General features: G+C 38.9%; 14 protein-coding genes and 1 pseudogene. 10 read left to right on the plus strand and 5 right to left on the minus strand.

The window, feature by feature from the left end:
* The first annotated feature begins 115 nt into the window (after nt 1-115).
* Nucleotides 116-439, plus strand: a complete 324-nt coding sequence (locus C3F22_RS04545; protein WP_104425915.1) for a hypothetical protein — start codon at nt 116-118, stop codon at nt 437-439.
* Here the strand turns inward: C3F22_RS04545 and C3F22_RS04550 are convergent.
* From C3F22_RS04550 to C3F22_RS04560, 3 genes are read right to left on the minus strand one after another with little or no spacing between them, the layout of a single operon-like run.
* Nucleotides 434-3,490 (minus strand): tyrosine-type recombinase/integrase, encoded by a 3,057-nt coding sequence (locus C3F22_RS04550; protein WP_104425916.1) that lies wholly within the window; start codon nt 3,488-3,490, stop codon nt 434-436. The two genes, C3F22_RS04545 and C3F22_RS04550, sit on opposite strands and share 6 nt — an antisense overlap.
* Entirely contained in the window at nt 3,483-5,666 is a 2,184-nt protein-coding gene (locus tag C3F22_RS04555) for a hypothetical protein (protein WP_104425917.1), read from the minus strand. The genes C3F22_RS04550 and C3F22_RS04555 overlap by 8 nt, the downstream gene beginning before the upstream one ends.
* A complete protein-coding gene (locus tag C3F22_RS04560) occupies nt 5,656-6,297 on the minus strand; it encodes a hypothetical protein (RefSeq protein ID WP_005265722.1) in 642 nt (213 codons plus the stop codon). The genes C3F22_RS04555 and C3F22_RS04560 overlap by 11 nt, the downstream gene beginning before the upstream one ends.
* A gap of 182 nt (nt 6,298-6,479) precedes the next feature.
* Here C3F22_RS04560 and C3F22_RS04565 point away from each other — a divergent pair, with 182 nt between their 5' ends.
* The 8 genes and pseudogenes from C3F22_RS04565 to C3F22_RS04600 all read left to right on the plus strand — a co-directional run bounded on the left by C3F22_RS04565 (nt 6,480) and on the right by C3F22_RS04600 (nt 13,745).
* Nucleotides 6,480-6,740 (plus strand): GNAT family N-acetyltransferase, encoded by a 261-nt coding sequence (locus tag C3F22_RS04565; RefSeq protein ID WP_416332515.1) that lies wholly within the window; start codon nt 6,480-6,482, stop codon nt 6,738-6,740.
* Between the two features lie 11 nt (nt 6,741-6,751).
* Nucleotides 6,752-8,452: an urease subunit alpha gene (ureC, locus tag C3F22_RS04570; protein ID WP_104425918.1), complete on the plus strand. Its 1,701-nt coding sequence runs from the start codon at nt 6,752-6,754 to the stop codon at nt 8,450-8,452.
* Nucleotides 8,453-8,748: 296 nt separating this feature from the next.
* Nucleotides 8,749-9,430: pseudogene (locus C3F22_RS04575) on the plus strand (IS5 family transposase).
* Between the two features lie 148 nt (nt 9,431-9,578).
* On the plus strand, nt 9,579-10,541 hold the full coding sequence (gene puuE / locus C3F22_RS04580; RefSeq protein WP_000127611.1) for an allantoinase PuuE: 963 nt from the start codon (nt 9,579-9,581) through the stop codon (nt 10,539-10,541).
* A gap of 143 nt (nt 10,542-10,684) precedes the next feature.
* Nucleotides 10,685-11,188, plus strand: a complete 504-nt coding sequence (uraD, locus tag C3F22_RS04585; protein ID WP_005265718.1) for a 2-oxo-4-hydroxy-4-carboxy-5-ureidoimidazoline decarboxylase — start codon at nt 10,685-10,687, stop codon at nt 11,186-11,188.
* Nucleotides 11,185-11,505, plus strand: coding sequence for a hydroxyisourate hydrolase (gene uraH, locus C3F22_RS04590; protein ID WP_000625767.1), 321 nt, complete (start codon nt 11,185-11,187; stop codon nt 11,503-11,505). The genes uraD and uraH overlap by 4 nt, the downstream gene beginning before the upstream one ends.
* 35 nt (nt 11,506-11,540) lie before the next feature.
* A complete protein-coding gene (locus C3F22_RS04595) occupies nt 11,541-12,902 on the plus strand; it encodes a nucleobase:cation symporter-2 family protein (protein WP_000139429.1) in 1,362 nt (453 codons plus the stop codon).
* Nucleotides 12,903-13,028: 126 nt separating this feature from the next.
* Nucleotides 13,029-13,745, plus strand: coding sequence for an outer membrane protein OmpK (locus C3F22_RS04600; RefSeq protein WP_004778009.1), 717 nt, complete (start codon nt 13,029-13,031; stop codon nt 13,743-13,745).
* A gap of 125 nt (nt 13,746-13,870) precedes the next feature.
* On the opposite strand, the gene C3F22_RS04605 is transcribed toward C3F22_RS04600, so the two are convergent.
* Together C3F22_RS04605 and alc are read right to left on the minus strand one after the other, a co-directional pair.
* Nucleotides 13,871-14,371 carry an ureidoglycolate lyase gene (locus C3F22_RS04605; RefSeq protein ID WP_000250866.1) on the minus strand — a complete coding sequence of 167 codons (501 nt, stop codon included), beginning with the start codon at nt 14,369-14,371 and terminating at the stop codon, nt 13,871-13,873.
* Nucleotides 14,372-14,467: 96 nt separating this feature from the next.
* The gene (alc, locus tag C3F22_RS04610) at nt 14,468-15,475 is read right to left on the minus strand and encodes an allantoicase (RefSeq protein ID WP_000212598.1); all 1,008 of its coding nucleotides are present in this window, start codon (nt 15,473-15,475) and stop codon (nt 14,468-14,470) included.
* A 210-nt stretch (nt 15,476-15,685) separates the two neighbouring features.
* On the opposite strand from alc, the gene hpxO reads away from it, so the two are divergent.
* Nucleotides 15,686-16,843 (plus strand): FAD-dependent urate hydroxylase HpxO, encoded by a 1,158-nt coding sequence (gene hpxO / locus C3F22_RS04615; protein ID WP_005403788.1) that lies wholly within the window; start codon nt 15,686-15,688, stop codon nt 16,841-16,843.
* Nucleotides 16,844-16,945: the final 102 nt, after the last annotated feature.

Here is a 16,945-nt window from a genome sequence, read left to right on the forward strand (position 1 = left end):
GTTTTAGTCATGTTTTTATATAAATATAGACATAGTTTAGATGCTTACTTGTGAAACGAGAAGTAACTAAATCATTACTTGATAAAAATCTAAATCAATTGAAGGCCAAACGCTCATGATGAATTATTCTTCGAGTCGAATTTTGACATCGATGCATCCTAGTATTCGACATCTGAATATTCGCAATGTAGCTAAAATTGTAGCCTCAAAAATTATTTGTAATACGCAATTACAGTTGCAATATAATCCTGCCTTTTGTAGGCAACTGGGCGTATCAACTTATCTCAACACGCACATAGGATTAGCTTATTTCATTGATGATCGCTATTTTGACCATTATGGTTTACAACCGGAAAACTTAATAAATTTTTCAGATGTCTATGCTCAATTGTTGCATGACTTTTATGAGTTTTCAGGTTATCAGCCAGATCAGCTATGATCTAGGTTGCGACGGCGTACATAGGATCAGTAAAACCAACATGCAATAGCGTAAGGCGGTTAGTGCCTTTCCATTGTTTTGTGATACTAGTTCAAGCTTAAAAGCATTACTTAAACTGCTGTTCATTCGGTAAGGTATTGATTTAATATGCATTTTTTCAATAAGCTTATCTTGTGAGATTTTAGGAGGTAGAGCGGTCTGCCAATATTTTGCTGGAAATAAAGAATAAATACCTGTCAAAAATCGATTTGCTAGTCTTACTTCAGCACTGTTAAAGATTAATCCCGCGTGTGAAATGTTAGCCTTCATTTCAAAAATAGCTAGTGCATTTAATATATGGATATCATTATAACTATGCTGGTTGAGCTGTTTAAAAAAATATTCTAAGACTATTTTTTCTTCCGTTGTTTCAATATGCGGAAGTATGCGTTGTGATTTATCAGCATCAATAATGAAGCGAGGCCGGTTCTTGCGATTTTTGAGTTGTTTGAGTCTAAGTATATTTTGTTGCCACAGTATGAGGGTCTCAATTGAAAAGTCATACTTTTGAGCAAGAAGCTCAGGTGTATAAGATTGATCTAATGCCTTGAGTATTTTTGCGATCAGAGGGAATGGATAAGCTGACTTGCTCGTTCCATAAATAAAAATGTTGTTCTCTGCTTGAGTTAAATCAACTTTAATATTAGATGTGTTGATGTATTCATCAGGCGTTGCTATAGATTTTATTTTTATTGTTCGTGATATTTGTTCATCGTAATAGCTAAGCGCTATTTGATGGTGTCGTGGTGATTTTAAGCTAGGACAGATTTTTTGAATAACGGTTCGATCCAAACATGGGTCAAATTTTCTTAACTGATAACCTGCCATTATGTAAGCTAGATGCAAATAGCTCCTAAACGTTTCAGTGGGATCAATATGACCTAATATATGGGATAGTAAATACCAACAGTCTTGTGGTGTTTTAGAACGTAAGAGATCATTTCGGAGTAGCTGATAGTGATCGTTTGAATAGTCCGTGAAGGCATTTACAAACTCATAGTCCATATTCAAGATCATAGCGAGATTGTTTGTTGCACTATGTCTTAACGAATGAAAGGTATAACAATGACTTGGCAACATTGCATCAAGTATCTTTTGTAATGGTGTGGTGACCATATATGGCTTAATACGTTCTGTGCTATTCCAAAGTGTAAATAGATAGTCATTGGATGAATAAGCCCTACGGCGTGTCGTGCAGTATCTCTGAAATTTAAAATGCTCTTCTTCTGTAAGTAGAATTTGAAGGTTGAGATTACGTTCAGCACTATCTGTTTTAAGTAAATGTTCTTGTTTCTTTGAACGATATGGACGGATCCAAATTGAACTGGCTTGAACACCTTCCACGTCTTTAATTCGTAAGCCGAGCATTTCATTGATGCGCATCCCTGAGCGAAAAGCTATCGTATATACGATACTTAGCATTTCTAAATCATGTACCGTATAGCGTGGGTTTTGATAGCCTTTGAGTTGGATGAGCATCTGTTGAAAAGTTTTTGCAGAGATGATTTCAGCTTTTGGTGAGCTGAAATCTTGCCCTTCGGTCTGCAGTGGAAAGGATTCAGCATTGAATAGCATTTGTTGAAATTGATGGAATCGTTTTAAGAGGGCGAATTTCTGTGATTTAGATTTACCGATGCCGTTTAACATACGGTTGTAGATCACGTCTAGATGGTCGTTGAGATTGGATTCTTCTATAAAGTCAGTGCTATGTAGTAACCATGTCTCTGCTAACTTGGTGTAATAGCTATAAATTGAGGAATGGCGAATCTTCTGCTGTTGGTTGATATAGCGTAAGTACTTGTTTTGATCAATTTGATAAAGCTTGGCGATAGATTCAATATCTTCTACGGCAGGATGAAATAAGCTAAATAGCCAAAGCCCAAGCCGTTTAGCATTTTCTGGAAGATGGGCATGTTGGTTGTGCAGTAGGTTACATAGATCCGTGGTGATCTTATGAGTATTTTTGAAGCACGTTAAAATTTGTTTATGCAAAGCAGTGAGTGCCTCAAGAGGATCTGCAGTGTGTAATTGTTCCTCTTTTGCTTTGTTATTGGTATTTTGGGGTTGTGGTTCTTCAGCTTGATGGGAGTGGTCAAGTATTGGCTGAGGTGAGAGATAGCGTTTAAAAGCACTTGGACTTAAGCCACAGGTTTCTATTTCTTCAGTTAAACACTGTGCAAGCGCAGAACTTAATTTGACCTTTTCTAGTTGCATAAATGAATGACTAGAGGCTTGTAAAAGCTGATAAAATTTCTTCTGGTTAAAAGAAAGCTCTAAGGCATTAAAAACGTAACGGATATAAGTGTAACAATCGTGTTGGATATCTATTGATTGTGTTTTAAATCGAGAAATCCAGAGCTGAGTTAACCGATCGGGTACGAAATTTCGTGATTTTCTTAAGGTTTGTTTAGGATCATATAAATCACCATAGTGTGGTGAATGAGGTTCTAAAAAAATGAGCGGTAGTTGTAATGCCTGAAGATGATAGATTGGGCCTTGTTCTTTTAAATTTTCTAACAAGGCATCTAAGCTGGAAAGATTAGAGATTCCGCCATACAGGATTGCGCAGATCAGGATGTTTCCTATACTTTCATCCGCTGTAAAACCATTTGCCGTGTACCAATATCTTAAAAGCTTTTCTTTAAGCTGTACTGCGAATTTTGAACCATCTAGCCACGATTCATTGAATATTAATGGTGTGCGTTGAATAGAAACTAGGTATTGAGTTGGTAAAGGTACGTCTGTTTGAAGACTTCGATTGTATTGAATAATCTGTTTTCGGAAATGCTGATAAAAGTTCTTTTTTAAAGAAAAGCTAAGTTTATGTTGATCTAGATGCTGAGTCACTTGGTTAAAGAGAGCTGGTATTCCTTCTGATTGCTGTGCTTGCTGTAATTGTTCGAACGATAGAAATTCATCGATGATTGCTTGAATTTGTAAGCGCTCTTTTATGCGCTTTTGATCTCTATTCTTTGTACGGCGTTCATGTGCATAGTGTTTTTCTTTAAGCATGTTCATCCATTCCATCAATTTTATAAGTGTGCTGCATCTCGTTAAGATGAGTAGTGAGGGTTCTATATTGTTGAAGTGAGAGACTTGAGAATTTTTGCCCCATTTCTTGTTGATGCTGCTCATGCCCAAACAGGGCTAAAATTAAATTTTCATCTACTTTTTCAGTGAGATATGCACGAGTCGTGTGCCTAAGCCAATTTGCATGATCAAGTTGCATAATACGAGTGAAACTGCTGACTAAATGAGGGCTAAGTGCTTGCCATTGTCCATGTTGATAGACACTGAGGAGAGGCTTTTTACTGCTTAAAATTTCTTGAATATACGGTTGATGCTCTGGGTACAGTTGTTGGAATTCATTTAAATAGGTAATGAATAAGCGGATTTGCTTTACAACAAAATCACATAGAGGAATTAATCGACCATCATTTGTTCTACTGTGAATTTCTTTATCTGAAAGCCAAAGCCATTGTTGTTTTAAATCGAAATTTTTTAAGAAACCTGGGAAGTCGCTGACAGGTCGAGCTGCACTGAACAATAATAAGATATGCCAAAGCCATACATTATAGTGATTAAACATATCAAGCATTTTTCCTTGATGTTCAGCTTGAATGATCTGATGTTGTAAGTATGCAAATATAGCCGTTACTATTGCTGGTTTAGGGGCTTTACAACTACCAAACCTTTGTTGCTCATCATCGATGACATAGATTTCTTTTGCTAAGTCTTTTGATAGCTGATGTACTGTACCCTGATAGCTTTGCTGCAAACGGTAGATTGGATACGAACAATATGAAATAGAAACCGATCGATTGGCATCAATACCCGTAAGTATGTCAGCGAGTTGCTCGTTCTTGGTATGTCTATAAATACAATGATGTAGTAAAACACTTATTTTTTTAGTTGATAAAGACGGAATAAACAGTTCGTGACGGCATTTTTTTAATGCTTGATTGACTTGCTCCTGGCTCACAACAGGAGATTTTTTTAGACCATCTACTAATTCTTTAATTAGTGGTAAGTCGAAGTAGGTCACTTGATTGAGTAACTGTTCTTTAAATTTAAAGTCAGTGTTCTCAAATAGCGTGAATTTTGAACGTAAAAAATATTGGTCGTTTTCTAAAATGAGCTTCTGTCGATTATTTAGGACACGGCGCTGATTTGTCTGTAACTCCAGCCATTGCTCAATCGGAACACCGCTTAAGAAACTGAGTAGAATAAAAAGATACGCTTTATTTTTTTCTGGATGATTCAAATAGACTTGATGGCAATGTTTTACAAGTAAGCTCAGGCTGTTGAAATCTGGATAATGCTTGCTACAGCTAAAATTATGTTGTTGTCTAATGATATGCTGTTGTGTCAGTTTACTCACTTGATGTTGCAAATAACTCGATTGGCTTGCTAAAGGCGATACCTGCGCTGTATTGAGTGAGTATTGCTGATTTGGCTGTTCATCCTGTAATTCCTCATAAAAGAGAGCAGGATGCTGTTTCTGAGGCATGTCATATGGACAGTGTAAAATGGCGTTGTGTTCATCCAAATAAATTGGCTCATCGATGTGCTTGGGTGGTGCTGAGTAATGTTTCTTGGGTTTAAGTGCTAAGACATAATCATAGAATCGCCGTATATCAAGCAGTAATAGATACTGAAAACGATTGAGTTTAGAGTCGTTTTCTAATTCCCGTAAACTCTTCACGAAGTCAGCCAAGGTAATCTCATGGCTAGGCAATTGCTCCCATAACCACAAATATTCCTGCTGATACCGATTCAATTGTTTGCCTTGTTGCGATGCGGCATAAGCTTCGTTTGCTAATCTAAATCGATTAAACACTCTAATAATGGTGGTTTGGTGATCCTTTTCAGTCGGATTCGGAATTGCTTTAAGAATACATGCTGCATGTAAATTATGCACAGCCCATCGTTGTATAACAGGATATTCATGCTGATCTACTGAATAGAGATAGGCACAGATCGGATGTTTAGACACACTTGGGGGGAGAGGTAGTTTTGTTGGGAGTTCAAACTTAGAGTCTGCATCGAAGCTGACTGTTGTTTTCAATAAGGGTTTTAATTCAGGGATTAAGACTGTAGGTTTTAAGTGCTGTGCGATAGCATTTTGATAGTCCTGATCAAAAAATTCATGATCTAGCATTCGCTCAATGATGTTTTCAATTTTCATGGTCTAAACTCCAAAATTGTGATGCGCATGGTTGTACGCTCGTGAGTGCTTTACATTTATTTTTGAGTGCTTGAATTCGTAGGTCGTGAGTGCCGTTGATTTGCTTCTGGCGATAAAGTAGCTGATTACGACTGCAATCGATTAACTTAGCGAGTAGGTCTCGAGAAAGACTGCATCTGGGTTTGTCATAAAGCTTTTGATTCACATCGTAAATTGCTTGTTTCGATAGAGACTGATTTAAGTTATGAAGTAGCTTATCGGGATTAAGAGCCTGTGGATTGATCTTGAGCTCAGTCATCAACTTAAAGAGTGTGTTGCTGAGTTGATATTGAACCTGAATGAGGTCTACATCAGCTTCTACAATGCTTCGAGCTTTGATTCGAATATTTTGTTGTTGTGCTATATAAACAAGAAGAAAGTTATCTGTTGCGAATAACTCAGCTGGAGCAGGTGCAGTAGCAGATATTAGGCTCACGTCATGTTGAAAGTGTGTTGGCAGTTGCGAGGCATTTAAAATCTGAGCGTAGCTTTGGTAAATTTTGAACAGAGGCGGGTAAGGACGGATCATGACCTCCTTTGTATAAAACGGTCTTTTATTGGCTAGCTGAGAATTTGCTTTTGTAGGCTTCATTTATTCGCCCTCCTGATTTTTTTAACTTAGATCAAGAAGTACAAAAAACTTTTAATTTTTATAAAAAGATCAAGAAAGTGGTTATAAATGTGGGCGGTTTTTGATGAATTTGAGAGGCTCAAAGCGGGTGGGAAATAGGGTGTATTTGGAATTTTTATTTTAAGTTATTGATTTTATTTGATGTGAATGTGGCTGGTTTCTTCGTGTTTTGTATTTTCTTAAAAGCTGAATATCACGGTCAAGGTTATGGTCGACAAATGTGGGACTTTTTAGAGCAAGAAATACTTAAAAATGATCCCGATATAATCACAATAAATTCAAGTCATTATGCACTCGATATTTATAAAAAATATGGATTTGAAGTGGTCGGTGCGCTAACGGAGAAATGGGGTATTCAATTTATTCCGATGCAAAAGCTGCTAAAGCCAAAAAATCTAGAATAGGAAATATATTAATGAAAATGTCTCGCCGTGCTTATGCGGAAATGTTTGGCCCTACAGTAGGTGATAGAGTTCGCTTAGCTGATACAGAATTGTTTATTCAAGTTGAACAAGACCTCACGACTTATGGTGAAGAAGTTAAATTTGGCGGTGGCAAGGTCATTCGCGATGGTATGGGACAGTCACAATTATTGTCTGATGAGGTCGCTGATACCGTCATTACCAATGCTTTAATTGTCGATTGGTGGGGTATTGTCAAAGCCGATGTTGGACTTAAAAATGGTCGTATCTGGAAAATAGGTAAAGCAGGTAACCCTGATATTCAACCTGACATTACAATTCCTTTAGGTGCAGCAACTGAAGTCATCGCAGGTGAAGGACAAATCTTAACGGCGGGAGGGATTGATACTCACATTCATTGGATTTGCCCACAACAAGTTGAAACAGCACTAATGTCAGGCACAACTACAATGATTGGTGGTGGTACAGGCCCCGCCGCAGGAACATCTGCAACCACAGTAACTCCAGGCCCATGGCATATTGCGACCATGCTACAAGCTATTGATGATTTACCTATGAATATTGGTCTGTTAGGTAAAGGCAACTTGAGTCAGCCAGAACCAATCGCTGAACAAATCAAAGCCGGTGTGGTGGGTTTAAAATTACATGAAGACTGGGGATCGACGCCAGCCGCGATTGATAACTGTCTAAGTGTGGCGGATCAATACGATGTACAAGTTGCCATTCACACAGACACACTAAATGAAAGTGGCTTTCTAGAAGAAACCTTAGCAGCACTTAATAACCGGACCATCCACACTTACCATACTGAGGGTGCGGGCGGTGGTCACGCACCAGATATTTTAAAAGCAATTGGTCAACCCAATGTTTTACCATCTTCAACCAATCCCACACGTCCATATACCGTCAATACCATTGATGAACATTTAGATATGTTGATGGTTTGCCACCATTTAGACCCTGCAATTTCTGAAGATGTTGCTTTTGCTGAAAGTCGGATTCGCCGTGAAACTATTGCTGCAGAAGATATCTTGCAGGATATGGGCGCAATTGCCATGATGTCTTCCGACTCGCAAGCGATGGGGCGTGTGGGTGAAGTAATATTACGTACTTGGCAGACAGCACATAAAATGAAAGTGCAACGCGGCCCACTCGAAGGTGATAATCAAAATCACGATAACAATCGTGTGAAGCGCTATATTGCTAAATATACGATTAATCCTGCCATTACCCATGGATTAAGCCATGAAGTTGGTTCGATTGAAGTGGGTAAATTAGCCGATATTGTTTTATGGAAGCCTGCATTTTTTGGTGTTAAGCCCTCGATGATTATTAAAGGCGGAATGATTGCAGCTGCGCCGATGGGTGATATTAATGCTTCAATTCCAACGCCACAGCCTGTGCATTATCGTCCGATGTTTGGCGCTTACCCTCGTGGCGTACATAACACCTGCATTACCTTTTTATCGCAAGTGGCAATAGAGCAAGGCGTACATGAACAATTGGCTTTAAAGAAGTTGATTAGTCCTTGTAAAGCCACGCGTAATATCTCGAAAGCAGATATGAAGTTAAATACTTATTGTCCTGTAATGGAGGTTGACCCTGAGATTTATGAAGTACGTGCAGATGGTGTGCATTTGACTTGTGAGCCTGCGGAAGTGTTACCAATGGCGCAGCGTTACTTCTTATTTTAATCATTTCCAAAACACTATTTCACAAAGCCTTTCTGAATATGAAAGGCTTCTCTTTTTTAAATTTTAGTATTTTTGAAAAGTAAATAATCTTTAAAATATGAAAATACGACTACCTCTATAAGGGCTAACAATCCAAAAAATGTAAAATTTAATAATTTATGATTATACCCATCTACCAATAAGTGTAAAAAACAAATGAAATCATGATTCCACAGGCAAGTCTTAAAAGATTAATGCAGATAGGCTTTGTTGCACAAACCTATCTGTAAAGGCTTTTTCAGCGATATAATTTTCAAATGAAGAAGCCTACACACAAAATCTACCGCACAACCAATTGGCCCGCATATAACCGAGCACTCATGAGTCGCGGAAATATTGCCATTTGGTTTGATCCTGCTACGCAATGGTATGCGCCATCAAAAGGCAAACAAGGGCGAAATCAAACCTACTCCGACGCAGCCATCCAATGCTGCTTAATGATTAAATCCTTATTCCGTCTGTCTTTACGTATGGTTACTGGCTTTGTGCAAAGTCTGATTAAACTTTGCGGATTAAATTGGATAGCTCCAGATTACACCACGCTTTGTAGAAGACAAAAGCATTGAGCAGATTGACTCTGTTTATACCGATGGAGCTTATGACACCAAGCAATGCCGTCAGGTCATTGCAGATCGGCAAGCACATGCGGTGATTCCACCTAGAAAAAATGCGAAACCATGGAAAGATACAAAGAGTAGCTCGCTAGAGCGAAATGAATTACTTCGAACAGTTAAACGTTTAGGCAGGACATTATGGAAAAAATGGTCAGGCTATCATCGCCGCAGTTTGGTGGAAACCAAGATGCATTGCATCAAATTATTAGGCGATAAATTAATGGCAAGAAGCTTTCCTAGTCAGGTGAATGAAATTCATGCACGTGTAGCAGTCCTCAACAGATTTACGGAATTAGGTCGACCACTTACCCAAGTTACGCCTTAAATTTGGCTCAATTAGGGGCGCTTTGCATTTCAAATCTTTGTGCAACAAAGCCGAAAGGAAATAAAACTTGTATACTAAGTTTTGGCGCACTAATTGCTTAATTCATTCTATTTTTTGACTGTTTGATATAACAAATTAGGAAGTGGATGTGACAGCAACATATTTACGTGGGCAAGATCTGATAGACCAGATTCAACAACAAGACTATTCCAGAGATCTGATTGGCTATCATGGAGAACCACCCAAAGTGGAATGGCCAAATGGTGCTCGTGTCGCGGTTCAGTTTGTATTGAACTATGAAGAAGGCGGTGAAAACCATGTAGAACATGGTGATGCAGGTTCAGAACAGTTTTTGTCAGATATTATTGGCGCGGCCAGTTTTCCAGACAAACACATGTCGATGGATTCCATGTACGAATATGGCTCACGAGCGGGCTTTTGGCGCATTCACCAAGAGTTTAAAAAACGCCAACTCCCCATGACCATTTTCGGTGTGGGTATGGCTTTGGCACGCAATCCTTACATTGTGGAAGCGATTAAAGCAGCCAATTATGATGTCGTATCGCATGGTCAACGTTGGTTGCATTATCAAGATATGCCAATCGAACAAGAACGCCAACATATGGATCAAGCTATTAGCGTGCTTGAAACGCTATTTGGTAAAACACCAATCGGTTGGTATACCGGACGTGATAGCCCGAATACTCGAAAATTACTTGCTGAATTTCCTCAGATTCAATATGACTGTGACTATTATGGCGATGACTTACCATTTTGGAGCACAGTGACGAATGTAGATGGTGCAACACGTCCGCATTTAATCATTCCATATACACTTGAAAGTAATGATATGAAGTTTTGCTCGCCGGGTGGTTTTAATAGTGGTGAGCAATTTTATCAATACCTTAAAGATGCCTTTGATGTGTTATATGCCGAAGGTGAAACTGCGCCAAAAATGCTATCTATTGGTATGCACTGTCGTATTTTAGGGCGACCAGGACGCTTTAAAGCACTACAAAGATTCTTAGATTATGTGCAATCGCATGAAAAAGTATGGGTTTGTCGTCGTGCCGATATTGCAGAACATTGGATAAAACACCATGCACCGTAATAAAAAAAATAAAGAAGAAAGAGAGGCTTAGCGCCTCTTTTTTTGTGCCTATAAAAAGCAATTTGTCTAAGAAATAAGGGATTGGCATTGATATTGCAAAACATGTTTTGAACGAACATTAAATATTTTTAGGCGATTTAATAGTGCAACTTGTTGAATTTAATCAAGCATCCGAAGCCGATGTAAAAACATTTTTAAAGCACTGTGTGCAAATTGAAAGCTGGGCGAATGAGCTGCTCAGTCAGCGTCCGTATGCATCATTAGACAGTATTTTGGAATACGCGGCTCAAGCTGCTCGTACATGGTCGTGGGAAGAAATTAAATCTGCTTTAGATAATCACCCGCGTATTGGTGAAAAAAAAGCCCAAGCTGAACTTTCTGAATTAGAAAAGAATTTTTCCAACCGTGAACAATCCGCTATTTCAGCCGATGAAGAAACACAAATGGCATTGCTCAAAGGCAACATCGCTTATGAAAAAAAGTACGGCTATATCTTCTTAATTAAAGCTTCAGGCTTAAGCAGTGAAAATGTATTACAAGCATTGCAGTACCGTCTGCTGAATGATCCAGAAACTGAAAAGCGTATTGTCCATCATCAATTGGCTGAAATTGCCTTATTAAGATTAAAACAGGAGCTAAGTGCATGATCAGCTCACATATTTTAGATACAAATCTGGGGAAACCTGCTGCCAATGTCTTGATTAAATTATTCAATGCAGACGGTATGTTACTTGGTGAAGGGCAAACCAATGCAGATGGCCGTGTGACCGACTTTGGTTTAAGCGAATTTTCTACGGGTAGCTATAGCTTAGAGTTTGCCACAGCGGACTATTTTGAAAGTCTTAATACCGAAACTTTTTTCCCAAAAGCAGTGATTCATTTCTTAGTAAAAGATGCCTCACAGCATTTTCATATTCCTTTGTTGATTAGCCCTTTTGCCTATTCAACATATCGCGGTAGCTAAAAACAGCATCATAAAACGGATCGGGGGATATAAAAATGACAGAACAAAATCAAACAGTTTCACCAGAACATGAATATTTAGGTGCAGGGAAAAGCCTAGCTTATGGCTTACAACATGTATTGACGATGTATGGCGGTATTATTGCGCCGCCACTGATTATTGGTACAGCCGCAGGACTTGAACCTGCACAAATTGGTTTATTAATTGCAGCAGCATTATTTGTCGGTGGTTTAGCCACGATTTTACAAACGGTCGGTGTGAAATACATCGGTGCAAAATTACCCCTAGTTCAAGGCGTATCCTTTGCTGGTGTGGCAACGATGATTGCCATAGTCACTGCAGGTGGCGGGCTTTCGGCAGTATATGGTGCGGTTATTGTTGCTTCATTAATCGGTTTCTTTTTAGCACCATATTTTTCAAAAATTATTCGTTTTTTCCCGCCAATCGTGACCGGCTGCGTGATTACCGTGATTGGTTTGTCATTGCTACCTGTCGCAGTACGTTGGATGATGGGTGGAAATAGCAAAGCGCCTGATTGGGGCAGTGCTGAAAATATTAGTTTGGCTTTTCTAACTTTAGCCATTGTCATTGTGCTGAATATTACTCGAAACGCTACAATTCGTCGTTTATCCATCTTATTAGCAATTGTGCTAGGTACAGTGCTGGCATATGCGATGGGCTTTGGCGATTTCTCAAAAGTCGCAAATGGCAATTGGATTCAATTCCCAAGTTTCTTTGCCTTTGGTATGCCAACATTTGAACTGAGTGCCATTATTGCCATGCTAATTGTGACATTGGTGATTATGACTGAAACTACAGCTGATATTATCGCTGTTGGTGAAATTGTCGGTACCAAAGTCGACGCTGAACGTATTACCAATGGGCTACGTGCCGATATGCTTTCAAGTGCAGCAGCACCAATATTTGGCTCATTCATGCAAAGTGCCTTTGCACAAAATGTAGGCTTGGTCGCGATTACTGGTGTAAAAAGCCGTTTTGTTGTTGCAGCGGGTGGCTTAATTTTAGTTGTATTGGGTATTTTACCAATTATGGGCCGTTTGATTGCTGCAATTCCTGTACCGGTATTGGGTGGCGCAGGTTTGGTATTGTTCGGTACAGTGGCTGCAAGTGGTATTCGTACTTTAGCTAAAATTGATTATAGTGAGCAAAAGAACCTAATCATTGTTGCTACAGCAATTGCCGCAGGTATGATTCCAATTATTGATCACTCATTCTATGCGAACTTCCCAAAATGGGTACAAACCCTGTTCCATTCAGGTATTAGTTCAACGTGCCTCATGGCCATCGTATTAAATATTGTGTTTAACCATCTAAACTTTTTTAAAAGTAAAGAAGTGAATAAAACCAGCAATATTGTTATAGATAGTCATCACTAAGCTATTCAAAATAAATAAAAAAAGCTCACATTAATGTGGGCTTTTTTTATTAAAAAATCTAATATTGGCTTTGTTTTTGCTAAATAAATTACTCAAAACGTATTTATCGCTAGGAAAAACAATTTAATGAAATTTATGCCTCTTTCAGCTGCAATTCTATGCACTATTTCAGCCAACTCTATCTTTGCAGCCCCAATCTGGCAAGACTTCAGTATTACCGGTCTATATGGCACCGACTATCAGCTCATTGCAAAAGAAGACAAACAAACCACTGTGACATTTGAATACGCGTCAAAGCTTAAATATGGTGATTTCTTCATTTTTGCCGACCGTACACATAATGACGTCGGCGATCAAACCTATTTTGAAGCATCACCACGATTGAGTTTAGGCGCTGTAACGGGTAAAGAACTTAAATTTGGCCCTGTAAAAGATGTATTGCTTGCAACCACTTGGGAAGCGGGTAGCAACATGGATAATTTTCTCTATGGTATTGGCTTAGACTTTGATGTGCCATATTTTCAATATGCAAAATTAAATTTATATAAAGTGAATAATGATACTAAAGCTGATGACTATCAAATGACGCTTACCTATGCCATACCTTTTAAAATTGGCTCAGAATCTTTCTTAGCAGATGCTTTTCTGGATTGGTCAACTGCGGAAAAAGGCTCAGCCAGTGAGATGAACTGGACCAGTCAATATAAATGGAATGTGGGGCAACATATTTCCCCAGATACACGCCTGTATGTAGGCGTTGAGCATTCAGTTTGGAATAATAAATATAATATTAAAGGTAAAGATGAAAATAACGTCAGTGCGCTAGTGAAATATCACTTCTAATTGATTCGTTAAAACCGTACATCGTTACACAACATACTGCACAAGACTTAAAAGCCCCACGGATGGGGCTTTTAATTTCTGAGACAATTTTAAATTGAGGTTTCAATTTCAATGATAGTTTAAATTTATGCCACGATATTGAGTACTTCATTAAACTGATAAACATCACAATTATGTCCAATACCAATACGATCAACCACGGCAAAGTTACTTGGCGCCTCTAAAGTTAATAGAGGGTGATGCCATGTACCTGCATGGTAGTTAACACCTTGTGTACCATCTGAAATAAAAGCACAGAGTTTTGAAATATCAGGCGTTTGATCATCCAATGCAGGTGCCACCACAATTAAAAAAGCCTGACCTTGCATCGGGATAAAAGCTTGTGAGCCATTCGGATGTCGCTCAAGCATCGAAACCGAAAAAGGAATTTCTGTCTGTTTAATATTACGAAAAATACTAATACCTGCATGTGCTTCACCGAAGATTTCAGTGGTTACAAGGGCATGATAACGCTCGGTATGTGCATCATTGATATGAAAAAAATCCTGTCCTCCGCAGCAAATCACCTCACCAAAAGGGGCAAAGTTTTCAATGCTCAGGGGCTGTAGCTGAATTGTTTGAACCATGTGTAATTCTTTTATTGTCTATATCAAGTGTAGGAGAAGAAGGATAAAACCACAGTACTTATCCTTCTCGATGTAGAAAGTATTCAAGCTTTCAATTTAGCTTTTGGTTTTACCCCACAAACGAATACGGCTGATACCACCATCTGGAATCATATTAATGCGAATATGCGAGATCTTTTCATGTTGCAAAATTTCGTTTACAAAGCTATGAATATGATCCATTTGCATGTCTTGTGCTTCAAGCAAAAATGGCCAGAACATACTTTGTGGAATTAATTGTGGATCAGTTGCATCTTTAACATATACGGCTTGAATAGAGACTTGGGCTGGAAAGTTGCCTTTAAAGTGTGCCGTATCGATATCAATTTTTTCAATTGCACCAGTTTGACCCAAAGCCAAAATACACCAATCAAAGCCCGGTGCACGACGACGTTTGGTTTCCCAACCATCACCCATATTAATTCCGCGACCTGGGTTAATCAGATTACGTGGATGACCAAAATGTGCATCGCTATAAGCAATTACACGTCCACCATTTTCTAAAGCAACTAAATCAATTGTTGCAGTGTGATCTTGTTGTTGAACGCTCACTTCACCATACACTTTAAAACGAGCAACACCACCATCAGGAAAAATATTTAAACGCACATGAGTAAAAACTTGGTCAGCTGTAATCGGCAAAACATGATGCTGACTTGGGCCAAGTACGTTGTTCTCTAATATGTTCAACCATTCAGCTTGAGCAAGATCGCCATCAGGGGCGTAGCAGGCTTCAACTGAAGCTGAAGCAGGGTAATTCCCAGTGAAGAAGGTAGTGTCAATATCTAAAGCCTTAATATGCCCAGCTACGCCCAATTGAATAATTGCCCAGTCATAACCTGTGTGACGTTTACGGCGCGTTTCCCAACCATCCATCCATTTACCATGGTCATCGAATTTATCTTCAACAAAAATTGGTGCGTCAAATTGAAGCATACGTTTTGCTTCTGCGAAAAATTCATCTGAACATTCAATAATTTTTGCACCAATACGGTCATCTGCCAAATTGGTAAGTGTCTGTAATTGTGCAGGAATATCAAAATCGGGTGCTAATAAAGTCGCCATATATTAAATCCATTCGCTATTTTCTTTCAAAATTCATGCTTTGCGCTATCGTGCTACAAAAAATTTAACAAACGATAAAAACAAGCATTTACACGCGTTTAGATGCACAGCGTGTGCCAACTTTGGATTTTTTTCAGGGCGCTTTATAAAAAATGGCACGCTTTTAGCATTTTATGACTTAGAAACTTATAAAACACAGGGGAATTATAGATGGAAATTACAATTATTGGTGCAGGTATGGCGGGTCTAACTACAGGCATCGCACTAAAAAAATTCGGACACCAAGTAACCATCTATGAACAGGCAGAACAAATTTTACCGGTGGGTGCTGCTATTTCGTTATGGTCTAACGGTGTGAAATGTCTAAATTATTTGGGTTTGACAGAGCAAGTTGAAAAGCTTGGCGGCAAAATGGATAACCTTGCTTATATTGATGGTCTGACGGGCGATGTGATGACCCAGTTTAGCCTTTATCCATTGATTGAAGAAGTCGGGCAACGACCATATCCGGTATCACGTGCGGAACTTCAGAATATGTTAATGGATGAATTTGGTCGTGAAGATATTCATCTAGCTAAGAAAATGATTTCTTTTGTTGAAGAAGGAGAGCGTGTAAAAATTCAATTTGCAGATGGTAGCGAAATAGAATCTGATCTATTGGTGGGTGCAGACGGTACACACTCAATTACTCGTGCCTATGTTTTAGGTGAGCAAGTTGAGCGACGCTATGCAGGCTATGTCAATTGGAATGGTCTCGTTGATGTCTCAGACGATTATGCCGCAGCAGATCAATGGACAACGTTTGTAGGTGAAGGCAAACGTGTTTCACTGATGCCAGTGGCGAATAATCGTTTCTATTTCTTTTTTGATGTGCCGTTAGCTGTTGGTCTTGAAAATGATCGTAGCCAATACAAAGCTTTATTCAAACAATACTTTAAAGGATGGTGTGAGCCTGTCCAAAAGTTAATTGATGCAGTCGATGTGCAAAAGACCAATCGTGTAGAAATTCACGATATCGAACCATTTGCCGATTTTTACAAAGGTCGAGTGGTGATTGTAGGTGATGCAGCGCACAGTACAACACCTGATATTGGTCAAGGCGGCTGCCAAGCGATGGAAGATGCTATCTATTTGGCACGTTCATTGCAAATTAATACCTTAGGTTTACAAGATTCTTTACGTCGCTATCAGAACAAGCGTAATGAACGTGCCAATGAGTTGGTACTTCGTGCCCGTAAGCGCTGTGATGTGACACATATGAAAGATGAAGCGGTGACCCGAGAGTGGTATGAAGAGTTACGTAAAGAACAAGGCAATCATATTATGAAGGGAATTATTAGTAACATTGTCGGTAATCCACTCGACTAAGCTGTAAGACACAAAAAGAAATGTAAAACTAAAAGGTTAGCTTTCAGCAGCCAGTGTGAATATTCACACTGGCTTTTTTTAGCTATTTAGAAACATTAGATT

The sequence above is a fragment of the Acinetobacter sp. ACNIH1 genome, assembly GCF_002934695.1.
GTDB lineage: Bacteria > Pseudomonadota > Gammaproteobacteria > Pseudomonadales > Moraxellaceae > Acinetobacter > Acinetobacter variabilis.